Source organism: Phaeodactylibacter xiamenensis (assembly GCF_965229835.1).
GTDB classification, from domain to species: Bacteria; Bacteroidota; Bacteroidia; order Chitinophagales; family Saprospiraceae; genus Phaeodactylibacter; species Phaeodactylibacter xiamenensis.
The window spans coordinates 2,771,868-2,791,266 of sequence record NZ_OZ245931.1; the positions used below are offsets into that span (position 1 = coordinate 2,771,868).

The window sequence follows — 19,399 nt, forward strand, 5'->3', positions numbered from 1 at the left end:
GAATCCTAAAGAAAATTGTACCATTTATTTCCGTCAAGCTACTAAGTAAAGAGGGCTTTTAAACAAAAGCAAGCCCGGGCGCTATTATTTGCCCTTGACTTGCTTTATTTTGAATAATTATGGCTTATTGGGCTAGTTGTACCCGGTGCCGAATATCACACCACGGGCACCGCACTGTGACTGCGCAATGCCACCCACACCAAAGGTCACTTCCATGTAGAAGCCAATCCGGAAGGGTCGTGTTTCCTCATAAGTATCGTAGTTGGTGTAGAAGGTGGGGTAGTTTTCTGCCTGCCCCTCGGCTGACATCAGGTCCGTAAAGGCGTACTCTGCCCGTATTCCGGTTTTGACGGTCAGCACCTTATTAGCGGTCACAAAACCGCCCACTCCAAAGCACCCTGACCAATAGCGGTCGGTGTACTTACCCGAAACATCTGACCAGTCTGTCCCAAAAGATTGCTGCGCACCACGCAGATAAGTCGCCTTGCCCCCGAGTTCTGCAAAAGCGCCGTTGCTCCGGAAAAAACGGTACAGCAGGTAGGCATCAATGCTTTCCCACTCCATATTGACAGTACGGTTGCCGGCTGCCCCCCGGTAAGTCATGGAATGACTGTAGGTGGCGCCCAGCATTTCAAAAGTCAGCCCGTGGTAATCGCCAAAATTCAGGTTGGCCACTCCGCCAAGGGAAGTCGCAAAACCCAGGGAGCTATCGTGGTCGGCATCCCCATTGATATTGGCGTTGGCCAGCCCGGTCATGCCCATCATGCCTTTGGCGCCTAATTCCAGCCATACCTGTGCCTGTGTGAGGTTAATGGCAGCGAAAAACAACACCGGCAGCAGCAGTAATTTTTTTCTCATAGTGTAATTCTTGTTTTTTGATCTTCCTCTTAATTTTGGCTGCTAAAGATACCACTATGATTTGGAATGCCACGCGCTTTGCGGTTCATTGTTTGGCAATACCGGCTCCACTACCAAAGTAAAGCTACCGGCATAATAAAATCAGAGGTAAGCTTTAAAATCTTAAAAAGAAGCTTTAAATTTGCGTCTCTTTTTTGGAAAAGCATGTAAATATCATAAAGTAATGGCTAATCACCAATCATCAAAGAAGCGCATGCGGCAGGAAGCTAAGCGCCGTGTACACAATCGCTACTACAAGAAGACCACCCGGACTTCTATCCGTCAGCTCCGTGAAATGAAGGAGAAAGCAGAAGCGGAGAAGTTCCTGCCTAAGGTCATCAGCATGGTAGACCGTTTGGCGAAGCGCGGTACCTGGCACGCTAACAAGGCTTCTAACCTGAAAAGCAAGCTGACTCGCCACGTCGCGAGCCTGTAAATTCATACCAGGATAATCGATCCTGAAAAGTGTATCTTTCCGTCAGGGAGGGGTACACTTTTTTGTGTTGCTGCCTCGTCACGCCTCTACCTGATCGTCTATGGCTCCGTTTTACATCACGCTTCATCGCGGCGCTTTAGCGCTCTTGCTGGCCTGGATAGCCGCTGCGCTGGCAGTAGGCCTTGGCGGGGACTTCCCGCTCAACGACGACTGGCAGTACGCTTACCCCGTTAAGCAATGGGTCGAAACGGGGCAACTCTCAATTAAGGCTCGTTTTTCACCGAATATCCTGACGCAGGTGGCCTGGGGCGCGCTGTTTTGCAAACTGGGCGGAGGCTTTAGTTTTGAATGCCTGCGGTGGTCTACCTGGGCGGCAGCGGGGCTGGGCGGGCTGGGGTTCTTCCGGTTGCTCCGCTTGCTTAGTGTTTCCGTAAGCATGGCTACTGTGGGCACCGCTGTTTTGCTTTTCAGCCCCTTGTATTTCCACCTCTCCTTTTCCTTTATGACCGATGTGCCTTTTCTGGCCCTGGTTATCTGGGCTGCTTGGGCAGGCTTTAGGTTTCAGCAGAGCAGGCAGATCCGGTGGCTGCTTCTTTTTGTAGTTTTAAGCCTGCTGGCCTACCTCAACCGGCAACCGGGCATCTTACTCTTCCCGGCTATGGGGGGCTGGTACCTGCTGCAACAGCGCGGTGGAATCCGGGGATGGGTTTGGGCGGGGCTGTCCGTAGCGGTGGCTGCAAGCGCCTATTTGCTTTTGGAAAACACAGTAAAACCCTGGTTGGGCATTAGCGAAAACTACCTGCCGGTCTCGGGGCAGTTACTGCAGCAACTTCGGGAGGCGCCGGGGGAAGTACTCGCACAGCTGGGCCGCCAAAGCTTTAAGTCATGGGTCTACCTCGGGGCTTTCTGCCTGCCGTTACTCCCCTTTCTTTGGTCTCGTGTGCGGGCTGCCGGCGTTTTCCGGCTTTGGCCAATGACCGGGATACTAGTAGCGAATGCAGGCTTGCTCATCGCGCAGCATTATGCCGGTCATGTTTTTCCGTATGGTGGCAACATCCTGTACAACTGGGGGCTTGGCCCGGAGCTGTTGGGCGATGTATACACTTTTCAGCTCCGCAATACGCCACAGTTGCCAACATGGACGATGTATACGTTGGGCTACATCAGTCAGCTGTCAGCCAGCCTGCTGACCTGGGTTGGCCTAAGTGCCTGGCGTGAGCTGAATCAAAAACAGCAGGATTTCTTCCTTTTTCTGCTGCTGCTCAATCTGGCTAATTTCCTGGCTATGTCGGTCACCGGTTTTTTCGATCGGTATATGCTACTGAGCGTGGCTTCGGCTATCCTGTTCTTGGCAACCCTTGCCCCAAAGCCACAGGCATGGTTTAAAGGAGCAGTCCTCCTAATATTTGCGCTCTTCAGCATGCTGGCTACCCATGACTATCTTGCCTGGAACCGCGCCCGGGCACAGGCTTTTGAATGGCTGCAGCGCAATGATATCCGCATGCAGCGGGTGGATGCTGGCTATGAGTACAATGGCTGGCATCATTACCACCCGGCACGCAAAGGGCAGCCCGGTAAATCCTGGTGGTGGGTGGATGATGATGAGTGGATGATCGCCTTCGGCCCAAGGCCCGGCTACGCTATGCAGGCCGGCTTTACTTACCAACGGTGGCTGTGGGGCGGCCGCCCGGACAGGGTCTGGGTACTGCGCAGGGAGCCTTGACCACGATTTGCCGTGTTCTGGAAGTAGATGAAAAATACCTTGAGAAAGTACGCGGACAGCTAAAGCATAAAGAACAGAATGGTCAGTAGCGCGTTTAACCATTTACCCTTTCCTTCCATCCAACCGGGTAAAAACGAACCTATGCCTGCCAAAGCTACGATTAACAAGCTATTCCTGATCGACGGCATTGGTGCCATCATCACCGCCCTCCTGCTCAGTCAGGTGCTTGCCCGGTACGAACCGGTATTTGGCATGCCTGCCTCCCTGCTCTACATCCTGGCGGGCGTTGCCGCTTGCTTTGCCGTTTACTCCCTCACCTGCTACTGGCGGATCAAAGAAGGCGGAGCCCCCTTTCTGACCGGCATCGCAGTAGCCAATACCCTCTACTGTATCGCTACGCTTGGGATCGTGGCCTACCGCTTCGACACCCTGACCTGGCTGGGCGTGGCTTATTTCATCGGAGAGGTTTTGGTGGTGATGGCCCTCGTGAGTGTAGAGCTTGGAGCGGCTCGCAAGGCTTGATGTATACGCTTAACAAAGTGGTCACCGACGATAAATGTCGGGATCTTGGATTTGCGACATCGGCCCGTGACGAAGCGAAGCTTGTCAGGACAGGCGCAGGCCACTTTCCAGCGTTTATGCCGACATCAAGTCGGTTTGCTGTGGCAAACCACTTTATCGTCGGTATAATACAAGCTTACCTCTTTCATCCATGCCCCTACTCTATGATTACTTTTTCAACCTGCAAAAGCTGCCCGTCTTGGCTGCGGAACTGCAACACATAAAAGCCGGGAGCTAATCCGCTGGTTGAAAGGTATTGCCCATCGGCGGGTGGTGTGTACGCCTGACGGATACAAACCCGCCCCATAGCATCCACCAATTCTACGGTATGGTAAGCAGCTATACCTTCCGGCTTTTCGAGCCACAGTGGCTCACCCTGCCTTACCGGATTGGGAAATACCCGGACTACCGGCAGCATCTTTTCAGAAGCCGTACTGCTGAGCAATCCACAGTCCGCTGCAGCACCCACACAATAATCATGAAGGAACACCCCCCAATCAGCAGTACTGGGCAAATAAAGAGCTTCAACAAAAAGACCACCGGAGTATCCAATGCCTTCAATCAGCGATTCTTCAATGCCGAACTGTGAGGTTTGGATGTGAGTCCGGTTAAGCCCCCATACTTCCTCCTGATCGATGGCATCAATGATATATGGGTATTCTATGTCAGGAAAAGTCAAACAATTGCTAATCGTATCTCCAATGCCTTTTGAAAAATCATAGAGTTCAAACTCACTACCGATGGTGCAGAAACCACCCCATGTTTCATCGAATATAATCGTGTAGACCTTGCGGGCAGCAGTATCTTCCCTCAGGGCCCCAAAAAGCCATCGGTCTTCAATAGCGTAGTCGACTGAGAAGGTATCGGGGTACAAATCCAAATAATAAACTTTCTTGTACGCTACCGACTCAATCGTGGTATCCCCCTCAATAGTGTAGCCAAAGGGGGTATAAACATTTCCATTTATCGCAATGATCTGCCAGGTGGCTTGCTCTATGACTAAAGGGCTGTAATCCTGTGCTTTGAGCGAAACTACAGTCACTGCAAGTAGCAGGTGCAACAGGGAGTAGGCGTATGTTGTCTTTTTCATATTTTATGTTTAAATGGTCTGATGATAAACGACAATGTCAATTTAGCTCATGCGGTGCAGGATTCCTAAATGTGCCCTGCGGTAGTAGGTAAGGTAAACTGCAAAACGATTTTTTCTACCGCACCACCACCCGCTCCGCCGCCAAAACCTGACCGTCTGCCACATAGCGCAGGACATAGGCGCCGGCAGGTAGGCCCCGAACCGGCAGTATGCTGGTCACCTCATCAATGCGGCCGACGGGGTGCGACTGCAGGATGCGCCCCTGCAGGTCCAGCAATTGCAGGGCAGCGCCCCGGCGGTGGGCAATGCCTGCATCCCGCAGCAGCACATAGAGGTATTCCTGTGCCGGGTTGGGATAGAGGTGGAGGGACAGGGCCGGGGCAGCAGCCTCCTCTTCGGTACTGACCAGGTGGCAGCCGGGCACAAGGCAGCCTTCTTCATCCAGCCGCAGCAGCCAGCCGCGCTGTATGGGCCCGGAAGGCTCATTGCCGTATATGGTCTGCCCGCCCATGATGTAGCCGCCGCCGGGCATTTCTTTTAGGTCGAATATCTCGTGCGTTTCAAGTACATCAGGGACTTCCAGATATCTTATTTTGCGGTTCCAAAGCTTTTCTCCATCCAGGGACACTTTGGCGAGCCAACCAACGACATCTGCTTCACCCTCCTCTAATATCGAAATATGCCCGCCTATCACATACCCGCTTCCATCTGCCGGGGCTAGAACCTTATTAAGGTCACTGTAGCCCATTGTCGGGTAAGGCTCATGAAACTCCACTTCCCACTCCAACTGATGCTGCGGGTTGAGCTTGTAGATGTAGGCCGGGCTCCAGTTGATCGCCCCCGAAACCGCATTCACAGAAAACTCTTCGCCTTTGAAGCAGGCGGCAATGACGCTGCCGTCCGGCTCCGCGTGGATCGCCATTTGTTCGCTCAGCAGCTCATCAACCGGGCTGAGGTAGTTCCATTGGACGTTGCCGAGGGTGTCGATGGCGTAGATGTGGTGTTGGTAAGTATAATTCTTGTTGACTTTATTAAAATTGGCATGTAACTCTCCTATTACAAAAAAACTGTCTACAGCACTTGCAGAAACTGGCGCATCCCACAAATCAAAAGCACCAAAATTATTCCGCCAAATTAATTCCCCCTCTTTACTAAACAATTGGAGTACCGTTTCTGTGTTATTAATTCCCTGAGGATTACGGTCATAGGTAGGCAATAGTATTGTAGAATTGACGCCAATTATGGGTTCATAGGTAGTTAAGAAAGATTGGTCATGTGGAGGAAAAAAGCTCTGAAAATCAATTACATTAGCAATTTGCCCTGTTGAATTTAAGAAAAGCAAAGCAGCCCTAAAATTGGTATCTCTTATCATAGCGCTGGTAAGGAAACCTTCACCAAATGCCTTCAGCCCACCTCTCCAGTTTTCAATAACCTGCCCTTCCGGATGGGCAAAAGCCGTATGTTCGACTTCCCCATTCAGGTCCAGCTTAGCAAAAAATAAGCCTGAAGGATAAAAGGGCGGTATAGTATCAGCGGCCAGCCCCGTGATGTAAATGCAGCTGTCTGTAGGGTAGACCCCATTGATAATGGCCGCAGCATAACCAAAGTAATAGCGCTTATTGAAAGACTCCTCCTGTGCAGGCAGCAAGGAAGCGCTGCTGAGGACCAATAAAATCAGGAGTATTCTTAGTGGCATAGGGCAATTTTTAGCAAAATAATGAACATTGAGGGCTTTGAGTGCCTGACAATGTGATGAATATGTACAGCAGATTGCATTTGTCAAACCAGAGTACCCCCGGCGAAAGTACCGACTTCCCATACGGGCCAGTACTGGCGTTGTATAACTATGTCGGACAGTGCTTGCGCCGGGGGGATGCTCTAACCTACCGTAAGATAACCAATTTTTGGGTCGCTAAACGATGATTGGGCAGGTGAAGGGTATAAAAGTACAGCCCGGCGGGGTAAGGCCGTCTGTCCCAGGAGGCTGTCGCCTGGCCCGGCACGATGGGCAGCACGGCTATTGTCTGCCCGTTTACGTCTTGTATGCTAAGCTCCGCCTGCTCCGTGCCTTCCGGCAAAGTACACCGGAAGGTGACCGACTGCCGGGCCGGGTTGGGGAATGCCTGTACCTGAGCCGGCACTTTGGGTGCTTTCGTGGTTTCAGCCCGGTTGCTGCCCGGTGTGGATAGGGCTTGTAGGCCAGTGGGGAGGATGGGCTCGTGGTATTGCCCCGCCCCGTAAAAGGCATTCAGGATGTTCTGGGCGCGGACTCCTGCACCGGTGCTCCCGTAATACGCGATGTCTTCCAGGGCTTTTAGTTCTGCTTCGCCCAGTTCATGCCACCCTTTGCCCTGACTGATCCGGGCGATATCCACCTCCTTGTGGGTTTTCATCAGTTTCTATTCCTCAAAACGGTCCAGCACCCACATTTCTCCCTCCCAGCCTTCGAAGCCTACGACACCCAGCTCTATCGTGTAGTATAGCCGGGAAAAAGAGGTGACATCCTCCAAAACCACCCCGCTGGTGTAAACGTCTGCGAAAGTCTTGCCCAGAATATCGACTGATGGCAACAAGTCACACATCAAGGGCGACTTGTCGGCTGATATGGATATCGAAGATAAAGCAGTAGAAAGACCATTATTAACTGTTGTGTTTATCAAGCTCGTGACGAACTCATTGGCTCCTCCTTCCGTATAGTTTGCTGATGCAATGGTTTTCAATTGGTAAGTCCGGTCACTTTCGTCCAAATACCAGATGGCAATGTGCTCTGATTCGTAAGTACGGTTGCCGTATGCCTTCTCCTTTTCTTCTTCCAGCCAGTGAATCTGAAGCTTTTTTTCTTCTCCATCGGCATTCTTAAAGACTACTGTGCTGTTTTGCCTGACCAAATCCAACGGCAGGTAATCTCTCACAATGCCGATCGTCAGATTTGCCAGTTCACCGTTGGAGTTGTTCCCAGCAGTATTCACGGTGTCCTTTTCACAAGCGGCAAGCATCAGTATGGCGAGTGCTGCCAGAAGTGTTATCTTTTTCATGTTTTGTGGGTTTTAAATTAGTAAATTAACCAATAGATACGCACTCTGCATTGATGAAGTGACAGCAGGTGCCATCGTCGTAGGAGATTTCCAAGAATGTGAAGTAACAATAACTATAACTTCCTGATGGAGTATTCATCAAAGATACACTTATTGTTTCCGGAGGAGCGCCGTTATTTTCACTTTGAAATATTTCGTCAGGATCCCCAGTAAATGAAGGTACGAATCCAGTGGCATACCATACACCTATCCGATATTCATATTCTACAGGGCGCCTCAACTGACTATAGTTACCACAGTCTGATAAACAGTCATAATAATCCTGAAAAGGCAATTCATCACAATAACCTAAACAATGGTGATATGAATTAGGATCATTAGGGAACTCATCTGCACAATCTTCGATACAATCATTTTGTATTTCATCAATAAGACTTTCCGGGGGAATCATGCGCTTACAATCCTCCCGGCAGATGCATCTGTTGCGGTTCTCGCCAACTCCAACCCGGCAAGGTTCACAACTTATCTCAGATATGGATAGCGTCGAATTAGCGCTGTTCAAATTGGCGGTTAAAAGATTAGGGTATACACTGCACTGGGTGTAACCTTTTTGGGAAGTGGCCAGCAACACGAGACCTACCATGCAAAATCCGCACAAAATCTTTTGGCATGCTAAACGAAGGTAGAGCAAATTCAACAGTGATTTTTTCATACTACATGATATTTTGGTTTGAAATAGCTACGCTTAACGTTTTCATTCAAAACTGACTTTTTTGCACTTCCGGCGCACCGGTGACGGTATTCAATACAACACCAGCGGCCATCACCATTAGGCATAGAACGGCCAGGTACTAATCTGTACACAGGATACATAACCATCTTTTAATGCCGGACTTGTAGCCGGTTAGTCGTGCAAAAACATGAATAAAAAACCTGGTGCAATTAATCGAAATGAACGGAGCGCCCGAACAACAGATCGTGCTGCAAGCAACACAAATACTGCAAAAAATTCAATTCTTGTTTTATTATGTGCTTTTATATTTGAGCGATGATCAAATTTACCCCCCCCCCGCAATATTTCCAAATTTTTGAGCTTTTTTATCAAAAAAACATTGTAGGAAGCACAAAGCTTGGTGATTCAGGGACGCGGGTTACAATGGGTTTGCTGTGGCTGCGCAGAAGGTGTGGGGCTGTTGCGCACGGCCCGGGGGGAGCGGCTGGTTAACATTTTGTAGGTAGGCTACCTCTGGGCAAGGGCTCCTGTCAGGTCCCGATTTCTACTGGGATCCGGCAGGTTTCCCAGGATGAAGCTGGGGCAGAGCTCCCGGAAAAGCCCGGGCTTAAGCTCTACACCTGCAACACTTTACGGAGACGGACGCAAAGCTTCCCAACCTTTTTCCTATCTTTGCAAACGAACGTTCATTCGTATCGTTATTCATAGAAAAGACTGAACAGCAATGCCAAAGTTTCATCCTCTGAAGATACGCGAAGTGCGGCCTGAGACCGAAGAATGTGTGTCTATAGCCTTTGAAGTGCCGGAAGCGCTGCAGCCGGAGTACGCCTTTCTGCCCGGACAATACCTGACGCTCAGGGCGGAAATCAATGGTGAAGAGGTGCGCCGCTCCTACTCCATCTGCAGTACGCCGGCCGAAGGGCTGCGCGTGGCGGTGAAGAAGGTGCCGGAGGGCCGTTTCTCCACCTATGCCAATGAAACGCTGAAGGCTGGCGATGAGCTGGAGGTGATGACGCCTATGGGCCGCTTTACCGCTGAGCCAGATCAGGCGAAAGCCAAACACTATGTGGCCTTTGCGGCGGGATCGGGTATTACGCCGGTGATGTCCATTATGAAGACTGTACTGGAGCAGGAGCCGATGAGTACGTTCACCCTCTTCTATGGCAATCGCATGGTGGACAGCATCATCTTCCGGGAAGAAATCGAAGGGCTGAAGAACGAGCACATGGGCCGGCTGCGCATCTACCACGTACTCAGCCGCGAAAAGCTGGGCAGCCCGCTGCTGAGCGGCCGCATCTCTGCCGATAAGTGCGCTACGATTTGCGATAAACTGATTGATACAGCGGAAGTAGATGACTTCTACCTTTGCGGGCCGCTCCCGATGATCGAGGGCATCCGGGAGGTGCTGGAGCAACACGGCGTGGACCGCAAAAAAATCCACTTCGAGCTCTTCAATACCGGCAACGGAAAAGCGCCCGCCCCCAAAGCCAAAAGCAGTGCAGATCAGCCTAAGGTGGACGCTATGGTCGCCATCACCCTGGACGGTACCACGGTGGAATTCCCCCTCGCTTCCGATGCCGAATCCCTCCTGGACGGTGCGCTGAAAGCGGGTGCCGACTTGCCCTTTGCCTGTAAAGGCGGGGTCTGCAGCACCTGCCGCGCCAAACTAACCGAAGGGGAAGTGGAAATGGACGTCAACTACGCTCTGGAGCCCGATGAGCTGGCTGCCGGCTACATCCTCACCTGTCAGGCCCACCCCAAAACGGACCGGGTCGCTGTGGATTTTGATAGTTAACTTTGCTGCATGACAACGACAACGAAGAAGACCAAGAAGGAAATCATTCAGGAAGCCGCCGCCCACTTGTTCCGCGACAAGGGCTACTCGGCCACCTCCATGCGTGATCTGGCTGAAGCAGTCAACCTGAAGGCCTCAAGCCTGTACAACCACATTTCCTCCAAGGAAGAAATCCTGCGCAATATCTGCTTTGATAATGCCCACCGCTTTATCTCCGGTATGGAAGAGGTGGAAAAATCCGGTGCCGATGCGCCCGCACAGGTCCGTGCCCTGTTGTCCCTCCACATCCGGACCGCTATGGAAGACGCCACCTCTGTCACCGCTTTTAACGACGAGTGGCGCCACCTCAATGAGCCTTACCTTTCCGAATTCAAGGCGCTCCGCAAGGACTACGAACAGCGGTTCCGCAACATCCTCAGTACCGGCATGAAGAGCGGTGCCTTCCGGCAAATGGACCCCAACGTCATGCTTTACACCCTCTTCTCCTCCGTGCGCTGGCTCTACGACTGGTTTCAGGATGGCAAGTCCCGCTCTGCCGAGGCGGTGGAAGCCGAAGTCATAGAACTCCTTATGGGCGGCCTGCATTCTTCATAAAAACATCCCTGCTATGAAGCGCCTCCCCGTATACTTTGCCGCACTCGCCCTCATCCTATCTGGTTGTACCACCACTGACTCCATAACACAGGCAACTCCCACGCCCATTGATATAGTCAGCCCAACAACACCTGATTCCATCATAACCCTGCAAGGTACCATCCAAGACCCCTCCGGAGCCCCCCTCCTTTTCTGCACCATCGCCGCTTACCAAGACAACACCCTCATCAAAGGTACTGAAGCAGACTTCAACGGCCACTACACCATCAACCTGCCTGCCAATACAGAGCTAACCCTCAAAGCCCTCTACGTTGGCCACGAAACCGCATCCTTCCTACTCCAGCCCCTAACTCCCGGTCCCTACCAATTAAACGCCTGCCTCACGCCCAAAAAGCAATTCACCGAAGACCTCTACTGCCCCAGCTACCGAATCCCACTCATCGATCTAAGCAACTCCTCCTCCGGAACCACCTATCATAGTAGCGACCTCAAAAACTCCCCACTCTTTCCCGGAGGCCTCTAGCCCACCCATTGCCCCACTGCCGACTGCCAGACTACCCACTGCCCCACTGCCCACTACCCAGACTACCCACTACCCACTGCCAGACTACCCACTGCCCAGACTGCCGACTGCCCACTACCCAGACTACCCCACTACCCCACTGCCGACTGCCCACTCCAAGACTACCCTACTGCCCCACTACCCACTGCCGACTGCCAGACTACCCACTGCCGACTGCCCACTGCCCCACTACCCCACTGCCGACTGCCAGACTACCCACTGCCGACTGCCAGACTACCCACTGCCGACTGCCCACTGCCCCACTACCCACTGCCCAGACTGCCGACTGCCAGACTGCCCACTGCCGACTGCCAGACTACCCCACTGCCCACTGCCGACTGCCCACTACCCAGACTACCCCACTACCCCACTGCCCACTGCCAGACTACCCCACTGCCCCACTACCCACTACCCACTGCCCAGACTGCCCACTGCCCGACTCCCACTACCCAGACTGCCGACTGCCCAGACTGCCCACTGCCCAGACTGCCCACTACCCGACTCCCACCCCCAACCGCCGACTCCCACCCCCCATTCATCGAACTTTTTCCCACCTTCCCCCAAAAACCCCTACATTCGAATTTGTAAAAACAAAGCCACGCCATGAGCTTACGCGAAAACATCACCCTCGCCCTGCGCACCGTCCGGTCCAACTGGCTCCGCGCCATCCTTACCCTGATGATCATTGCTTTCGGGATTATGGCCCTCGTAGGCATCCTCACCGCCATCGACGTAGGTATCAACTCCCTGAGCGACAACCTCTCTAATCTTGGTGCCAATACCTTCGACATTGAGCCCCGTGGAGAAGGCGTGCGGGGACACCGCGGTGGAAGACGCGAAAAGATCGGCGAGCCCATATCCTATGACCAGGCACTGGCTTTCAAAGAAGCGTACGACTTCCCGGCCCGGGTTTCCGTATCCCTGCCCTGCTCTGGAACCGCCACCATCAAACGCGCAGATGAAAAAACGAACCCCAACGTAGGCCTCTTCGGCATTGACGAGAACTACCTCGAATCCAAAGGATTTGAGCTGGCCGCCGGGCGGAACTTCACCTATCTGGAATCCATCCGTGGCGGGTTTATTGCCATCATTGGTTCTGAAATAGTGGACGAGCTGTTCAAAGGGCAACCCGAGAAAGCCGTAGGCCAGTACGTTCATGCCGGCAACATCAAGCTCAAGGTGGTAGGCGCCATGCAGTCGAAAGGATCGAGTATGGGTGGCAATGAAGACCGCCGCGTGCTTATTCCGCTCCAAACCGGCAAGCGCTACTACGGCAGCAGCCGCACCAACTACAACCTCATGATCGCTGTAAATGATGCGAATCAGATTGATATAGGAACGGATTATGCTACCGCCGTTTTCCGTAATGTCCGTGGGCTCGAAGCTGCTCAGGACAATGACTTCGAAATCACCAAAAGTGATAGCCTTATCGGCCTAATCCGGGAAAACACCACGTACTTCCGCTGGGCTGCAGTGGGTATCGGGCTGATCACCCTCATCGGCGCTGCTATTGGACTGATGAATATCATGCTGGTTTCAGTGACGGAGCGTACCCGGGAAATTGGTATTTCCAAAGCCATTGGAGCCAAACGAAGCAATATCCTCACCCAGTTCCTGACCGAAGCGGTGACCATTAGCCTCATTGGCGGGCTGATTGGAATATTCCTGGGCGTACTGGCGGGTAATGTCGTAGCCATCATTGCCAGCGGTAGTTTCCTCTTTCCCTGGGCTTGGGTGATCATTGCTATTGTCACCTGCACCGGCGTCGGTCTGCTCTCCGGGCTCTACCCGGCTATGAAAGCCAGCCGTTTGGACCCCATCGAATCTCTGCGGTACGAGTAAAAGGCCTTACCTTGCGCCCATGAAGCGTGAGTTCCTCCTCAATATCGTTTTCCTGCTGACGGCCAACCTGCTGATCAAGCCGTTCTACCTTTTTGGAATCGACCGGACGGTGCAGAACACGGTATCTGAAAGCGAGTACGGGTTGTACTTCGCCCTGTTCAACTTCACGTTCCTGTTCCAGATCGTCAACGACTTCGGGATACAGAACTACAACAACCGGAATATTGCGCAGCACCGGCACTTGCTGGTCAAGTACTTTCCAAACCTGATCGTGTTAAAAGGGCTCCTATCGATCCTCTATCTGGCCCTTGTGTTAGGCATAGGCTGGTGGGCGGGCTATACCCTGCCGCACTTTAGCCTGCTGCTTTTTATCGCATTTAATCAAATCCTGTTTTCACTCGTACTGTACCTCCGCTCGAATGTATCCGGGCTGGGGCGCTACCGGCTGGACAGCCTCCTTTCGGTTACCGATCGGTTGTTGCTCATCTTGATTTGCAGTGTGCTGCTTTGGGGCAACCTGGTGCCAGGGCCTTTTCGGATAGAATGGTTTGTCTGGGCACAGACGGCATCGCTCAGTATGACGGCACTGATCGCCATGAGTATTGTCGCGCGCAGACTCCCTCGCTTCCGCTTACGCATCAACCCGGTATTTTTGCGCTACCTGCTTCGGGAAAGTGCCCCTTATGCCCTGAGTATTTTCCTTATGTCAGCTTATTACCGCCTGGACGGCCTCATGATTGAGCAGTTGCTGCCGGACGGAGCAACGGAAGCTGGATTATATGCTTCGGCCTACCGGCTTTACGAAGCCGCAAACATGGTAGGCTTTCTTTTTGCCGGCTTACTTTTGCCCCTATTCTCGCGCATGCTAAAGGAGCAAACTTCGGTAGCACCGCTGGCTTACTTTAGCTTTAAGCTCATCACACTTAGCGGCCTCATTTTACTGGTGGGCGCAGGGGCTTACCATACTGAGATTATGGAGCTGCTGTATGATAGTGGCTCGGCTTACTCCGGCCGCATTCTTGTGTTCCTCTGTGCAAGCTACCTGGCCGTTTCAGGGACGTATGTCTTTGGTACCCTGCTCGTTGCCAGCAACCATACCCGGCAACTGAACTATGTATTCGGTATCGGACTGGGCATTAACCTGACCCTGAACCTTTGGCTCATTCCCAGCCTGAAGGCAGAGGGCGCTGCCATTGCGACCCTGGCTACACAGGTGTTTATTATTGCAGGTGAGCTATGGGTGGCTTCACGGCAGTTGCAGCTCAGGGTCCCACTCACAACCTGGGGGCAACTGGCGGGCTCACTTCTCCTGCTGTTGGCGGCTGCGCAAAGCCTAAATTACTGGGCTCCTTTCGATTGGTATTGGTCGTTTCTCGCAATTTTAGGTATAGGTGGAGTGCTCGCACTGTCATTTGTATGGCAAAGCAATTCGATTATAGACTTTAATCGCAAAAACACAGCTTAGTTTCAGTCTTCAGGTAGCACATTTACCGCAAGGTGTGTACTTCCTAACCGCCACCCATTGTGGCCAGCTGTTTGGAAGCCAGCGAATACTGGTACACAGACAATAGGCCGAAGTTTGTACCTTCGCCTCTTCAAGTTTTTGTCACATCCATGAAGCAACAACTGTTAAAAGCCCTGAAAGAGGTCGAGCATTTCGCGGAGGGTTCTAAATGGCAACGCCTGCGGGCTACCCCCGCACGATACCTTTATGCTATTGGGTTCCGGGAAACGTTGTATCGTTATCAACGCAAAGGCAAACTAAAAACAATACAGACGTTTTTTGGTGAACGGATGCAGGTAGTCCTTCCCGCCGGCACGGACCTTTATCTCGTTGGCGGAAAAACCCATAGCTCAGAGATTCGACTGGCCCGGTTCATGATTCAGCAATTGGAGCCCGGCGATGTATTTATGGATATTGGAGCGCACTTTGGCTACTTTTCTCTGCTTGCGGCTACGCTTGTAGGAAAAGGCGGTAAAGTATTCGCTTTTGAAGCAGCTGAAGACACCTTTTCCTGCCTTTCTGCCAACCTTAAGGCCCTTCCCAACTGTCTGGCAGTACACGCAGCCATTAATGCTGATGGGCAAGCGGTTACTTTTTTCGAATTTGACCCCTTGCATTCAGAGTATAACTCTACGGATGTGAAGCAATTTGAGGGGCAGGACTGGTTTGAAGGCAATCAGCCAAAGCGTAAAGAAGTCAGAGGTGTGCAGCTCAGCCGTTTTTTAGAAGAAGCGGCCATTACGCCAAACCTGATCAAAATTGATGTGGAAGGTGGAGAGGCGGCTGTCATTGAGGGCGCACTGCCATTTTTGCATAAACACCCTGTGCCGATTGTGATGGAGTACCTCAATCCGGAACGGAGCAACACCCCACACCGGGAAGCTGCACAAGACCTGTTGAAGGCAGGATATACACCCCATGCTATTCAGCAAAGCGGCAGCTTGCTACCCTTGCCAGATATTGAAAACTGGTATATGGAGCAGGGCATAGATTCTGATAATATCGTTTTCGTGCATCCAACTTTGGCAAAGCCTTAAAATTCAAGCTAAAGGGAGTACTTTTGCACAAATTTTTTGACCAGTACAGATAAATGGAACAGAAAGACAACCTTTTAGATATCATTCGGACGCTCTTTCGCTGGAAGAAGCAGATTATCACCGTTTGCGCATTGACAGGTATAGGAGCGGTAGCGATCAGCCTGTTCCTCCCCAATTACTACAAGGGTACTACGGTATTCCTGGCCGTCAGCCCGGACCAGGCCAAACCTGATGCCCTCTTTGGTGACGGACAGACCCGGACGGCCTACTATGGTAATGAAAATGACATCGACCGATTGCTCACCATCGCACAGTCGGGCATGCTGATCAACTTCCTCGTGGATACTTTCCAACTCTACCAGCACTACGAAATTGACCCCGGCCAGCCCAAGGCGGAATTTAAGGTAAGGGATAAATTTGCCAGGCTTTATGAGGTGGAAAAGACCAAACGGGATGCCATTGAGCTGAGTGTGGAGGACAAAGACCGCACCATGGCCGCTGCTATGGCCAATACCGCCCGCCGCAAAATCGGTGAAATGGCCCGGCAACTCATCCGGGAAGGGCAACTACGGACTATACACTCCTATCAAAGTAATATTGAGAGCAAAGAAGCTCAGCTAAAAGTCTTGAGCGATAGCCTGATCGCCAAGCGCCGCCGCTATGGGATATACAACATCGACGGGCAATCTGAAGCCCTTACCAGTCAGGTGTCAGAAGCGGAAGCCAAACTGGTGCAAAGCCAGGCGCGGCTCCAAGCCCTTGAGGAAACACAGGGTGTGCCCCGGGACACCATCCTGCAGCTGCGGGCTGCGGTCAGGGGCATCAAAGGGGCTTATGACAATATTTCTGAGCGTATGGAGCGCTTCAATGATGGTATGGCCGAAGTGGGCACCCTCAATCGCCAATACCTTGAGGCCAATGCTACCCTTAGCGAAGATAAGGAGCGCCTGAAGCAGACCCTGTCCGTCTATAATTCCGATATACCATCTATTGTAGTGGTGGAAAAAGCAGAAGTGCCGCTTATTAAATCCCGCCCCAAGCGGAGTTTCATCGTGATTGGCGCAGTAGCCATTGCCTTTCTTTTCTCCGTCATTGGTGTCTTAATTCTGGACACCTATCAGGATGTCGACTGGAAATCTGTTTACAAAGGATCCTAATTGAAAGCAAAAGGAGTACATAGCACCTTAGACCGAATCCACCATTGGTGGGCACAGCAGGGACAACCACAACGGTTTTTCCTGGCCTACGCTGCCCTGATGATGCTTTCGCTCTTTACAGCCATTGCCGGCTCCTGGTACTTCCTGGCTGCCATCCCTGCGGCATGCATCATTGTGTACCTCACAATTGTGGATGTGCGGGCGGTGTTCACCCTGCTGCTTATCTGCATACCCCTTTCCACCGAACTGCAATTGCCCAATGGTTTGGGGCTGGACCTTCCCACAGAACCCCTGATGGTGGGGCTCATGCTTGTTAGTGTCCTTCTCTTAGTCCGGCAGGGGCTCAGCATAGACAAAAGACCTCTGCTGCATCCCATTACCCTGCTGCTGAGCCTTCATATCGGGTGGATAGCCATCAGTGCTTTTTTATCCCATCAGCCAGTCGTATCCTTTAAGTTTCTGGCAGGAAAGCTCTGGTATATTGCCCCATTCTACTTCCTGGCAATCCGGATGCTGAAAACAGAACAAGATCTCAAACGCTTTTTCTGGTCTGTATTTGCGCCCCTGATCGTTACCATCCTGATCGTTACAGCACGCCATGCCACTCAGGGCTTCACTTTTGCGGAAATTCACTGGGTGCTTACCCCTTTTTACCGCAACCATGTTTCCTACGCGGCCATCATCGTGCTATTTACCCCGTTTGTATGGTTCATGCGGCAATGGTACCCCAAAGGGAGCCTGGCCCGCTGGGCCATTACCCTAAGCCTGCCAGTGCTTCTGATCGCAATACAGCTGTCCTATACCCGGGCGGCTTATGTAGCTGTTGTGGCAGCAATCGGTGCATACTATATACTGCGCTGGCGGTTGACAAAGTGGGTATTGGCTCTGGCTGTAGCCGGTAGTATCGCCGGGCTCGTTTATATGATCAGCGATAACCGCTATCTTGACTATGCGCCCAACTATGAAACGACCGTGACTCACAAGGATTTCAACAACCTGATACAAGCCACTTACGAACTGGAAGATATCTCAACGATGGAACGCCTCTACCGGTGGGTCGCAGGCTTCAATATGTCCGCTGCGGAGCCTTTGTTCGGGTTTGGACCGGGCAACTTTTACTTTTTCTATAAGTCTTATACCGTCACGAGTTTCACAACTTATGTCAGTGACAACCCGGAACGATCCGGCATTCACAATTACTACCTGATGACCCTCGTGGAACAGGGCATACCGGGGTTACTCCTCTTCCTGATATTGATTTTCTATGCACTGGTCCGGGGCGAAGCCATATACGCCAATGCCCGCACCAAACGAGACAAACAGATTGCCATGATGGCGATGCTGTGCATCATTATTATCTCCGTGATGCAACTCATCAATGATTTGATTGAGACCGATAAGGTAGGTCCGTTTTTCTTTATGTCCCTCGCTATTTTAGTCAACCTTGACCTTAAGCACCGCCGCCGTTTGCAGGAAGAGCAAGGTATTTAAAAGCGGATACTCTTGCCCCAGTTGTCCAGCTCCTCATCCGTCCACAAGTCAGGGAAGAAAATAATGCGCTGCTTGCGGGGCGGCAGATAGTCCTGCCAGTTCGTCCCGCCGGTGGCTTCTATCACCTGTGGTTTAGCATCCAGGTACCGTACCGCACTGCGCAGATGCGAAAGCGGCCAGCGCACTTCGATATTAAAGTCGTAATGGCGCATCAGTTGCTTAAGTTCTTCGTCTTGACGGTCAGCCTCCGGTAGGCGCAGGTAGGCCTGCCAAAGATTGCGGTGGCGCATTTCCCTGCCCAGATCCTGAAATTCCTCTGCGTACTTTTGCTCAAATTGCTTCAGGGTGAGGGTTTTCTTGCCCGTGGCCAGTTCGGTGGCACCCGATTTCCAATATAACCTTTGGTACAACTCCTCCACCGGGCTGTCCGGTTTCACTTCTTCCCGTTTGCTGCCGTGCACCAGGCGGTACATATCCGTACTCATCAACTCGATTTTCCGGTACTGTGCCGACTGAAAGCCGCTCGCAGGCAGCAGGCTCATCCGGAATTTCAGGAATTCGTCCCGGTCCATGCCTTCCACCATAATATCAAAGGAGCTGACGAGGCTGTCGAAGTAGCGGGTGACGCGGGTGACCTGCCGTTTGAAGAAGTCAAGCCCGGGCGCTTCCGCATCAAGCAGTTGCTCAATAGCAAGCAGGCTAAGCTTAAAGTAAAGCTCTGTGATCTGATGATAAAGAATGAAAATCTTCTCGTCGGGAAAGGGTGTTTCCGGCGTTTGTAGGCTCAACAGGGTGTCGAGATGAATGTAATCCCAGTAAGTGAGGTAATCTGCATACAATAGACCGTCCAGATAAGACAGGATATCCTGCCCCATGACGGAATATTTTTCCTCCAGCTGTTCCAGGCGTTCCAGGATTTCGTGGGTAAGCTCCATAGGGTTA

18 protein-coding genes are annotated in these 19,399 nt (G+C 52.0%); 11 read left to right on the forward strand and 7 right to left on the reverse strand.

Annotated elements, in window-relative coordinates:
• Positions 1-132: 132 nt before the first annotated feature.
• Complete coding sequence (locus tag ACO08I_RS10225; RefSeq protein ID WP_282782784.1) at positions 133-858, reverse strand: hypothetical protein; 726 nt, start codon at positions 856-858, stop codon at positions 133-135.
• 223 nt (positions 859-1,081) lie between these two features.
• Between ACO08I_RS10225 and rpsT the strand changes: the two genes are divergently transcribed.
• From rpsT to ACO08I_RS10240, 3 genes are all read left to right on the forward strand, one after another.
• The gene (gene rpsT / locus ACO08I_RS10230) at positions 1,082-1,333 is read left to right on the forward strand and encodes a 30S ribosomal protein S20 (protein WP_044221978.1); all 252 of its coding nucleotides are present in this window, start codon (positions 1,082-1,084) and stop codon (positions 1,331-1,333) included.
• A gap of 100 nt (positions 1,334-1,433) precedes the next feature.
• Positions 1,434-3,056, forward strand: a complete 1,623-nt coding sequence (locus ACO08I_RS10235; protein WP_421949257.1) for a glycosyltransferase family 39 protein — start codon at positions 1,434-1,436, stop codon at positions 3,054-3,056.
• A gap of 141 nt (positions 3,057-3,197) precedes the next feature.
• Positions 3,198-3,578 (forward strand): hypothetical protein, encoded by a 381-nt coding sequence (locus ACO08I_RS10240; protein WP_421949258.1) that lies wholly within the window; start codon positions 3,198-3,200, stop codon positions 3,576-3,578.
• Positions 3,579-3,774: 196 nt separating this feature from the next.
• On the opposite strand, the gene ACO08I_RS10245 is transcribed toward ACO08I_RS10240, so the two are convergent.
• From ACO08I_RS10245 to ACO08I_RS10265, 5 genes are all read right to left on the reverse strand, one after another.
• Positions 3,775-4,707, reverse strand: a complete 933-nt coding sequence (locus ACO08I_RS10245; RefSeq protein WP_421949259.1) for a T9SS type A sorting domain-containing protein — start codon at positions 4,705-4,707, stop codon at positions 3,775-3,777.
• Positions 4,708-4,822: 115 nt separating this feature from the next.
• Complete coding sequence (locus tag ACO08I_RS10250; protein ID WP_421949260.1) at positions 4,823-6,403, reverse strand: T9SS type A sorting domain-containing protein; 1,581 nt, start codon at positions 6,401-6,403, stop codon at positions 4,823-4,825.
• Positions 6,404-6,590: 187 nt separating this feature from the next.
• Entirely contained in the window at positions 6,591-7,100 is a 510-nt protein-coding gene (locus tag ACO08I_RS10255; protein ID WP_421949261.1) for a T9SS type A sorting domain-containing protein, read from the reverse strand.
• Between the two features lie 6 nt (positions 7,101-7,106).
• Positions 7,107-7,742, reverse strand: a complete 636-nt coding sequence (locus ACO08I_RS10260; protein WP_044221961.1) for a hypothetical protein — start codon at positions 7,740-7,742, stop codon at positions 7,107-7,109.
• Between the two features lie 25 nt (positions 7,743-7,767).
• The gene (locus ACO08I_RS10265) at positions 7,768-8,454 is read right to left on the reverse strand and encodes a hypothetical protein (RefSeq protein ID WP_421947291.1); all 687 of its coding nucleotides are present in this window, start codon (positions 8,452-8,454) and stop codon (positions 7,768-7,770) included.
• Between the two features lie 745 nt (positions 8,455-9,199).
• Between ACO08I_RS10265 and paaE the strand changes: the two genes are divergently transcribed.
• The 8 genes from paaE to ACO08I_RS10305 all read left to right on the forward strand — a co-directional run bounded on the left by paaE (position 9,200) and on the right by ACO08I_RS10305 (position 18,457).
• Positions 9,200-10,270 (forward strand): 1,2-phenylacetyl-CoA epoxidase subunit PaaE, encoded by a 1,071-nt coding sequence (gene paaE, locus ACO08I_RS10270; protein ID WP_282775625.1) that lies wholly within the window; start codon positions 9,200-9,202, stop codon positions 10,268-10,270.
• Between the two features lie 9 nt (positions 10,271-10,279).
• A complete protein-coding gene (locus ACO08I_RS10275; protein WP_421949262.1) occupies positions 10,280-10,864 on the forward strand; it encodes a TetR/AcrR family transcriptional regulator in 585 nt (194 codons plus the stop codon).
• 13 nt (positions 10,865-10,877) lie between these two features.
• Positions 10,878-11,387 carry a carboxypeptidase-like regulatory domain-containing protein gene (locus ACO08I_RS10280; protein WP_421949263.1) on the forward strand — a complete coding sequence of 170 codons (510 nt, stop codon included), beginning with the start codon at positions 10,878-10,880 and terminating at the stop codon, positions 11,385-11,387.
• Between the two features lie 642 nt (positions 11,388-12,029).
• Entirely contained in the window at positions 12,030-13,268 is a 1,239-nt protein-coding gene (locus tag ACO08I_RS10285; protein WP_044221956.1) for an ABC transporter permease, read from the forward strand.
• A gap of 19 nt (positions 13,269-13,287) precedes the next feature.
• On the forward strand, positions 13,288-14,733 hold the full coding sequence (locus tag ACO08I_RS10290; RefSeq protein WP_421949264.1) for an oligosaccharide flippase family protein: 1,446 nt from the start codon (positions 13,288-13,290) through the stop codon (positions 14,731-14,733).
• A 149-nt stretch (positions 14,734-14,882) separates the two neighbouring features.
• Complete coding sequence (locus ACO08I_RS10295) at positions 14,883-15,809, forward strand: FkbM family methyltransferase (RefSeq protein WP_421949265.1); 927 nt, start codon at positions 14,883-14,885, stop codon at positions 15,807-15,809.
• Positions 15,810-15,862: 53 nt separating this feature from the next.
• Complete coding sequence (locus tag ACO08I_RS10300) at positions 15,863-16,966, forward strand: Wzz/FepE/Etk N-terminal domain-containing protein (protein ID WP_421949266.1); 1,104 nt, start codon at positions 15,863-15,865, stop codon at positions 16,964-16,966.
• The gene (locus ACO08I_RS10305; protein ID WP_421949267.1) at positions 16,967-18,457 is read left to right on the forward strand and encodes an O-antigen ligase family protein; all 1,491 of its coding nucleotides are present in this window, start codon (positions 16,967-16,969) and stop codon (positions 18,455-18,457) included.
• On the opposite strand, the gene ACO08I_RS10310 is transcribed toward ACO08I_RS10305, so the two are convergent.
• On the reverse strand, positions 18,454-19,392 hold the full coding sequence (locus ACO08I_RS10310) for a tryptophan 2,3-dioxygenase family protein (RefSeq protein ID WP_421949268.1): 939 nt from the start codon (positions 19,390-19,392) through the stop codon (positions 18,454-18,456). The genes ACO08I_RS10305 and ACO08I_RS10310 overlap by 4 nt on opposite strands.
• Positions 19,393-19,399: the final 7 nt, after the last annotated feature.

Bases quoted from the DNA above. Each gene is read 5' to 3' on its own strand.
- ACO08I_RS10225 (WP_282782784.1), bottom strand. From the start codon at position 858: ATGAGAAAAAAATTACTGCTGCTGCCGGTGTTGTTTTTCGCTGCCATT.
- rpsT (WP_044221978.1), top strand. From the start codon at position 1,082: ATGGCTAATCACCAATCATCAAAGAAGCGCATGCGGCAGGAAGCTAAG.
- ACO08I_RS10235 (WP_421949257.1), top strand. From the start codon at position 1,434: ATGGCTCCGTTTTACATCACGCTTCATCGCGGCGCTTTAGCGCTCTTG.
- ACO08I_RS10240 (WP_421949258.1), top strand. From the start codon at position 3,198: ATGCCTGCCAAAGCTACGATTAACAAGCTATTCCTGATCGACGGCATT.
- ACO08I_RS10245 (WP_421949259.1), bottom strand. From the start codon at position 4,707: ATGAAAAAGACAACATACGCCTACTCCCTGTTGCACCTGCTACTTGCA.
- ACO08I_RS10250 (WP_421949260.1), bottom strand. From the start codon at position 6,403: ATGCCACTAAGAATACTCCTGATTTTATTGGTCCTCAGCAGCGCTTCC.
- ACO08I_RS10255 (WP_421949261.1), bottom strand. From the start codon at position 7,100: ATGAAAACCCACAAGGAGGTGGATATCGCCCGGATCAGTCAGGGCAAA.
- ACO08I_RS10260 (WP_044221961.1), bottom strand. From the start codon at position 7,742: ATGAAAAAGATAACACTTCTGGCAGCACTCGCCATACTGATGCTTGCC.
- ACO08I_RS10265 (WP_421947291.1), bottom strand. From the start codon at position 8,454: ATGAAAAAATCACTGTTGAATTTGCTCTACCTTCGTTTAGCATGCCAA.
- paaE (WP_282775625.1), top strand. From the start codon at position 9,200: ATGCCAAAGTTTCATCCTCTGAAGATACGCGAAGTGCGGCCTGAGACC.
- ACO08I_RS10275 (WP_421949262.1), top strand. From the start codon at position 10,280: ATGACAACGACAACGAAGAAGACCAAGAAGGAAATCATTCAGGAAGCC.
- ACO08I_RS10280 (WP_421949263.1), top strand. From the start codon at position 10,878: ATGAAGCGCCTCCCCGTATACTTTGCCGCACTCGCCCTCATCCTATCT.
- ACO08I_RS10285 (WP_044221956.1), top strand. From the start codon at position 12,030: ATGAGCTTACGCGAAAACATCACCCTCGCCCTGCGCACCGTCCGGTCC.
- ACO08I_RS10290 (WP_421949264.1), top strand. From the start codon at position 13,288: ATGAAGCGTGAGTTCCTCCTCAATATCGTTTTCCTGCTGACGGCCAAC.
- ACO08I_RS10295 (WP_421949265.1), top strand. From the start codon at position 14,883: ATGAAGCAACAACTGTTAAAAGCCCTGAAAGAGGTCGAGCATTTCGCG.
- ACO08I_RS10300 (WP_421949266.1), top strand. From the start codon at position 15,863: ATGGAACAGAAAGACAACCTTTTAGATATCATTCGGACGCTCTTTCGC.
- ACO08I_RS10310 (WP_421949268.1), bottom strand. From the start codon at position 19,392: ATGGAGCTTACCCACGAAATCCTGGAACGCCTGGAACAGCTGGAGGAA.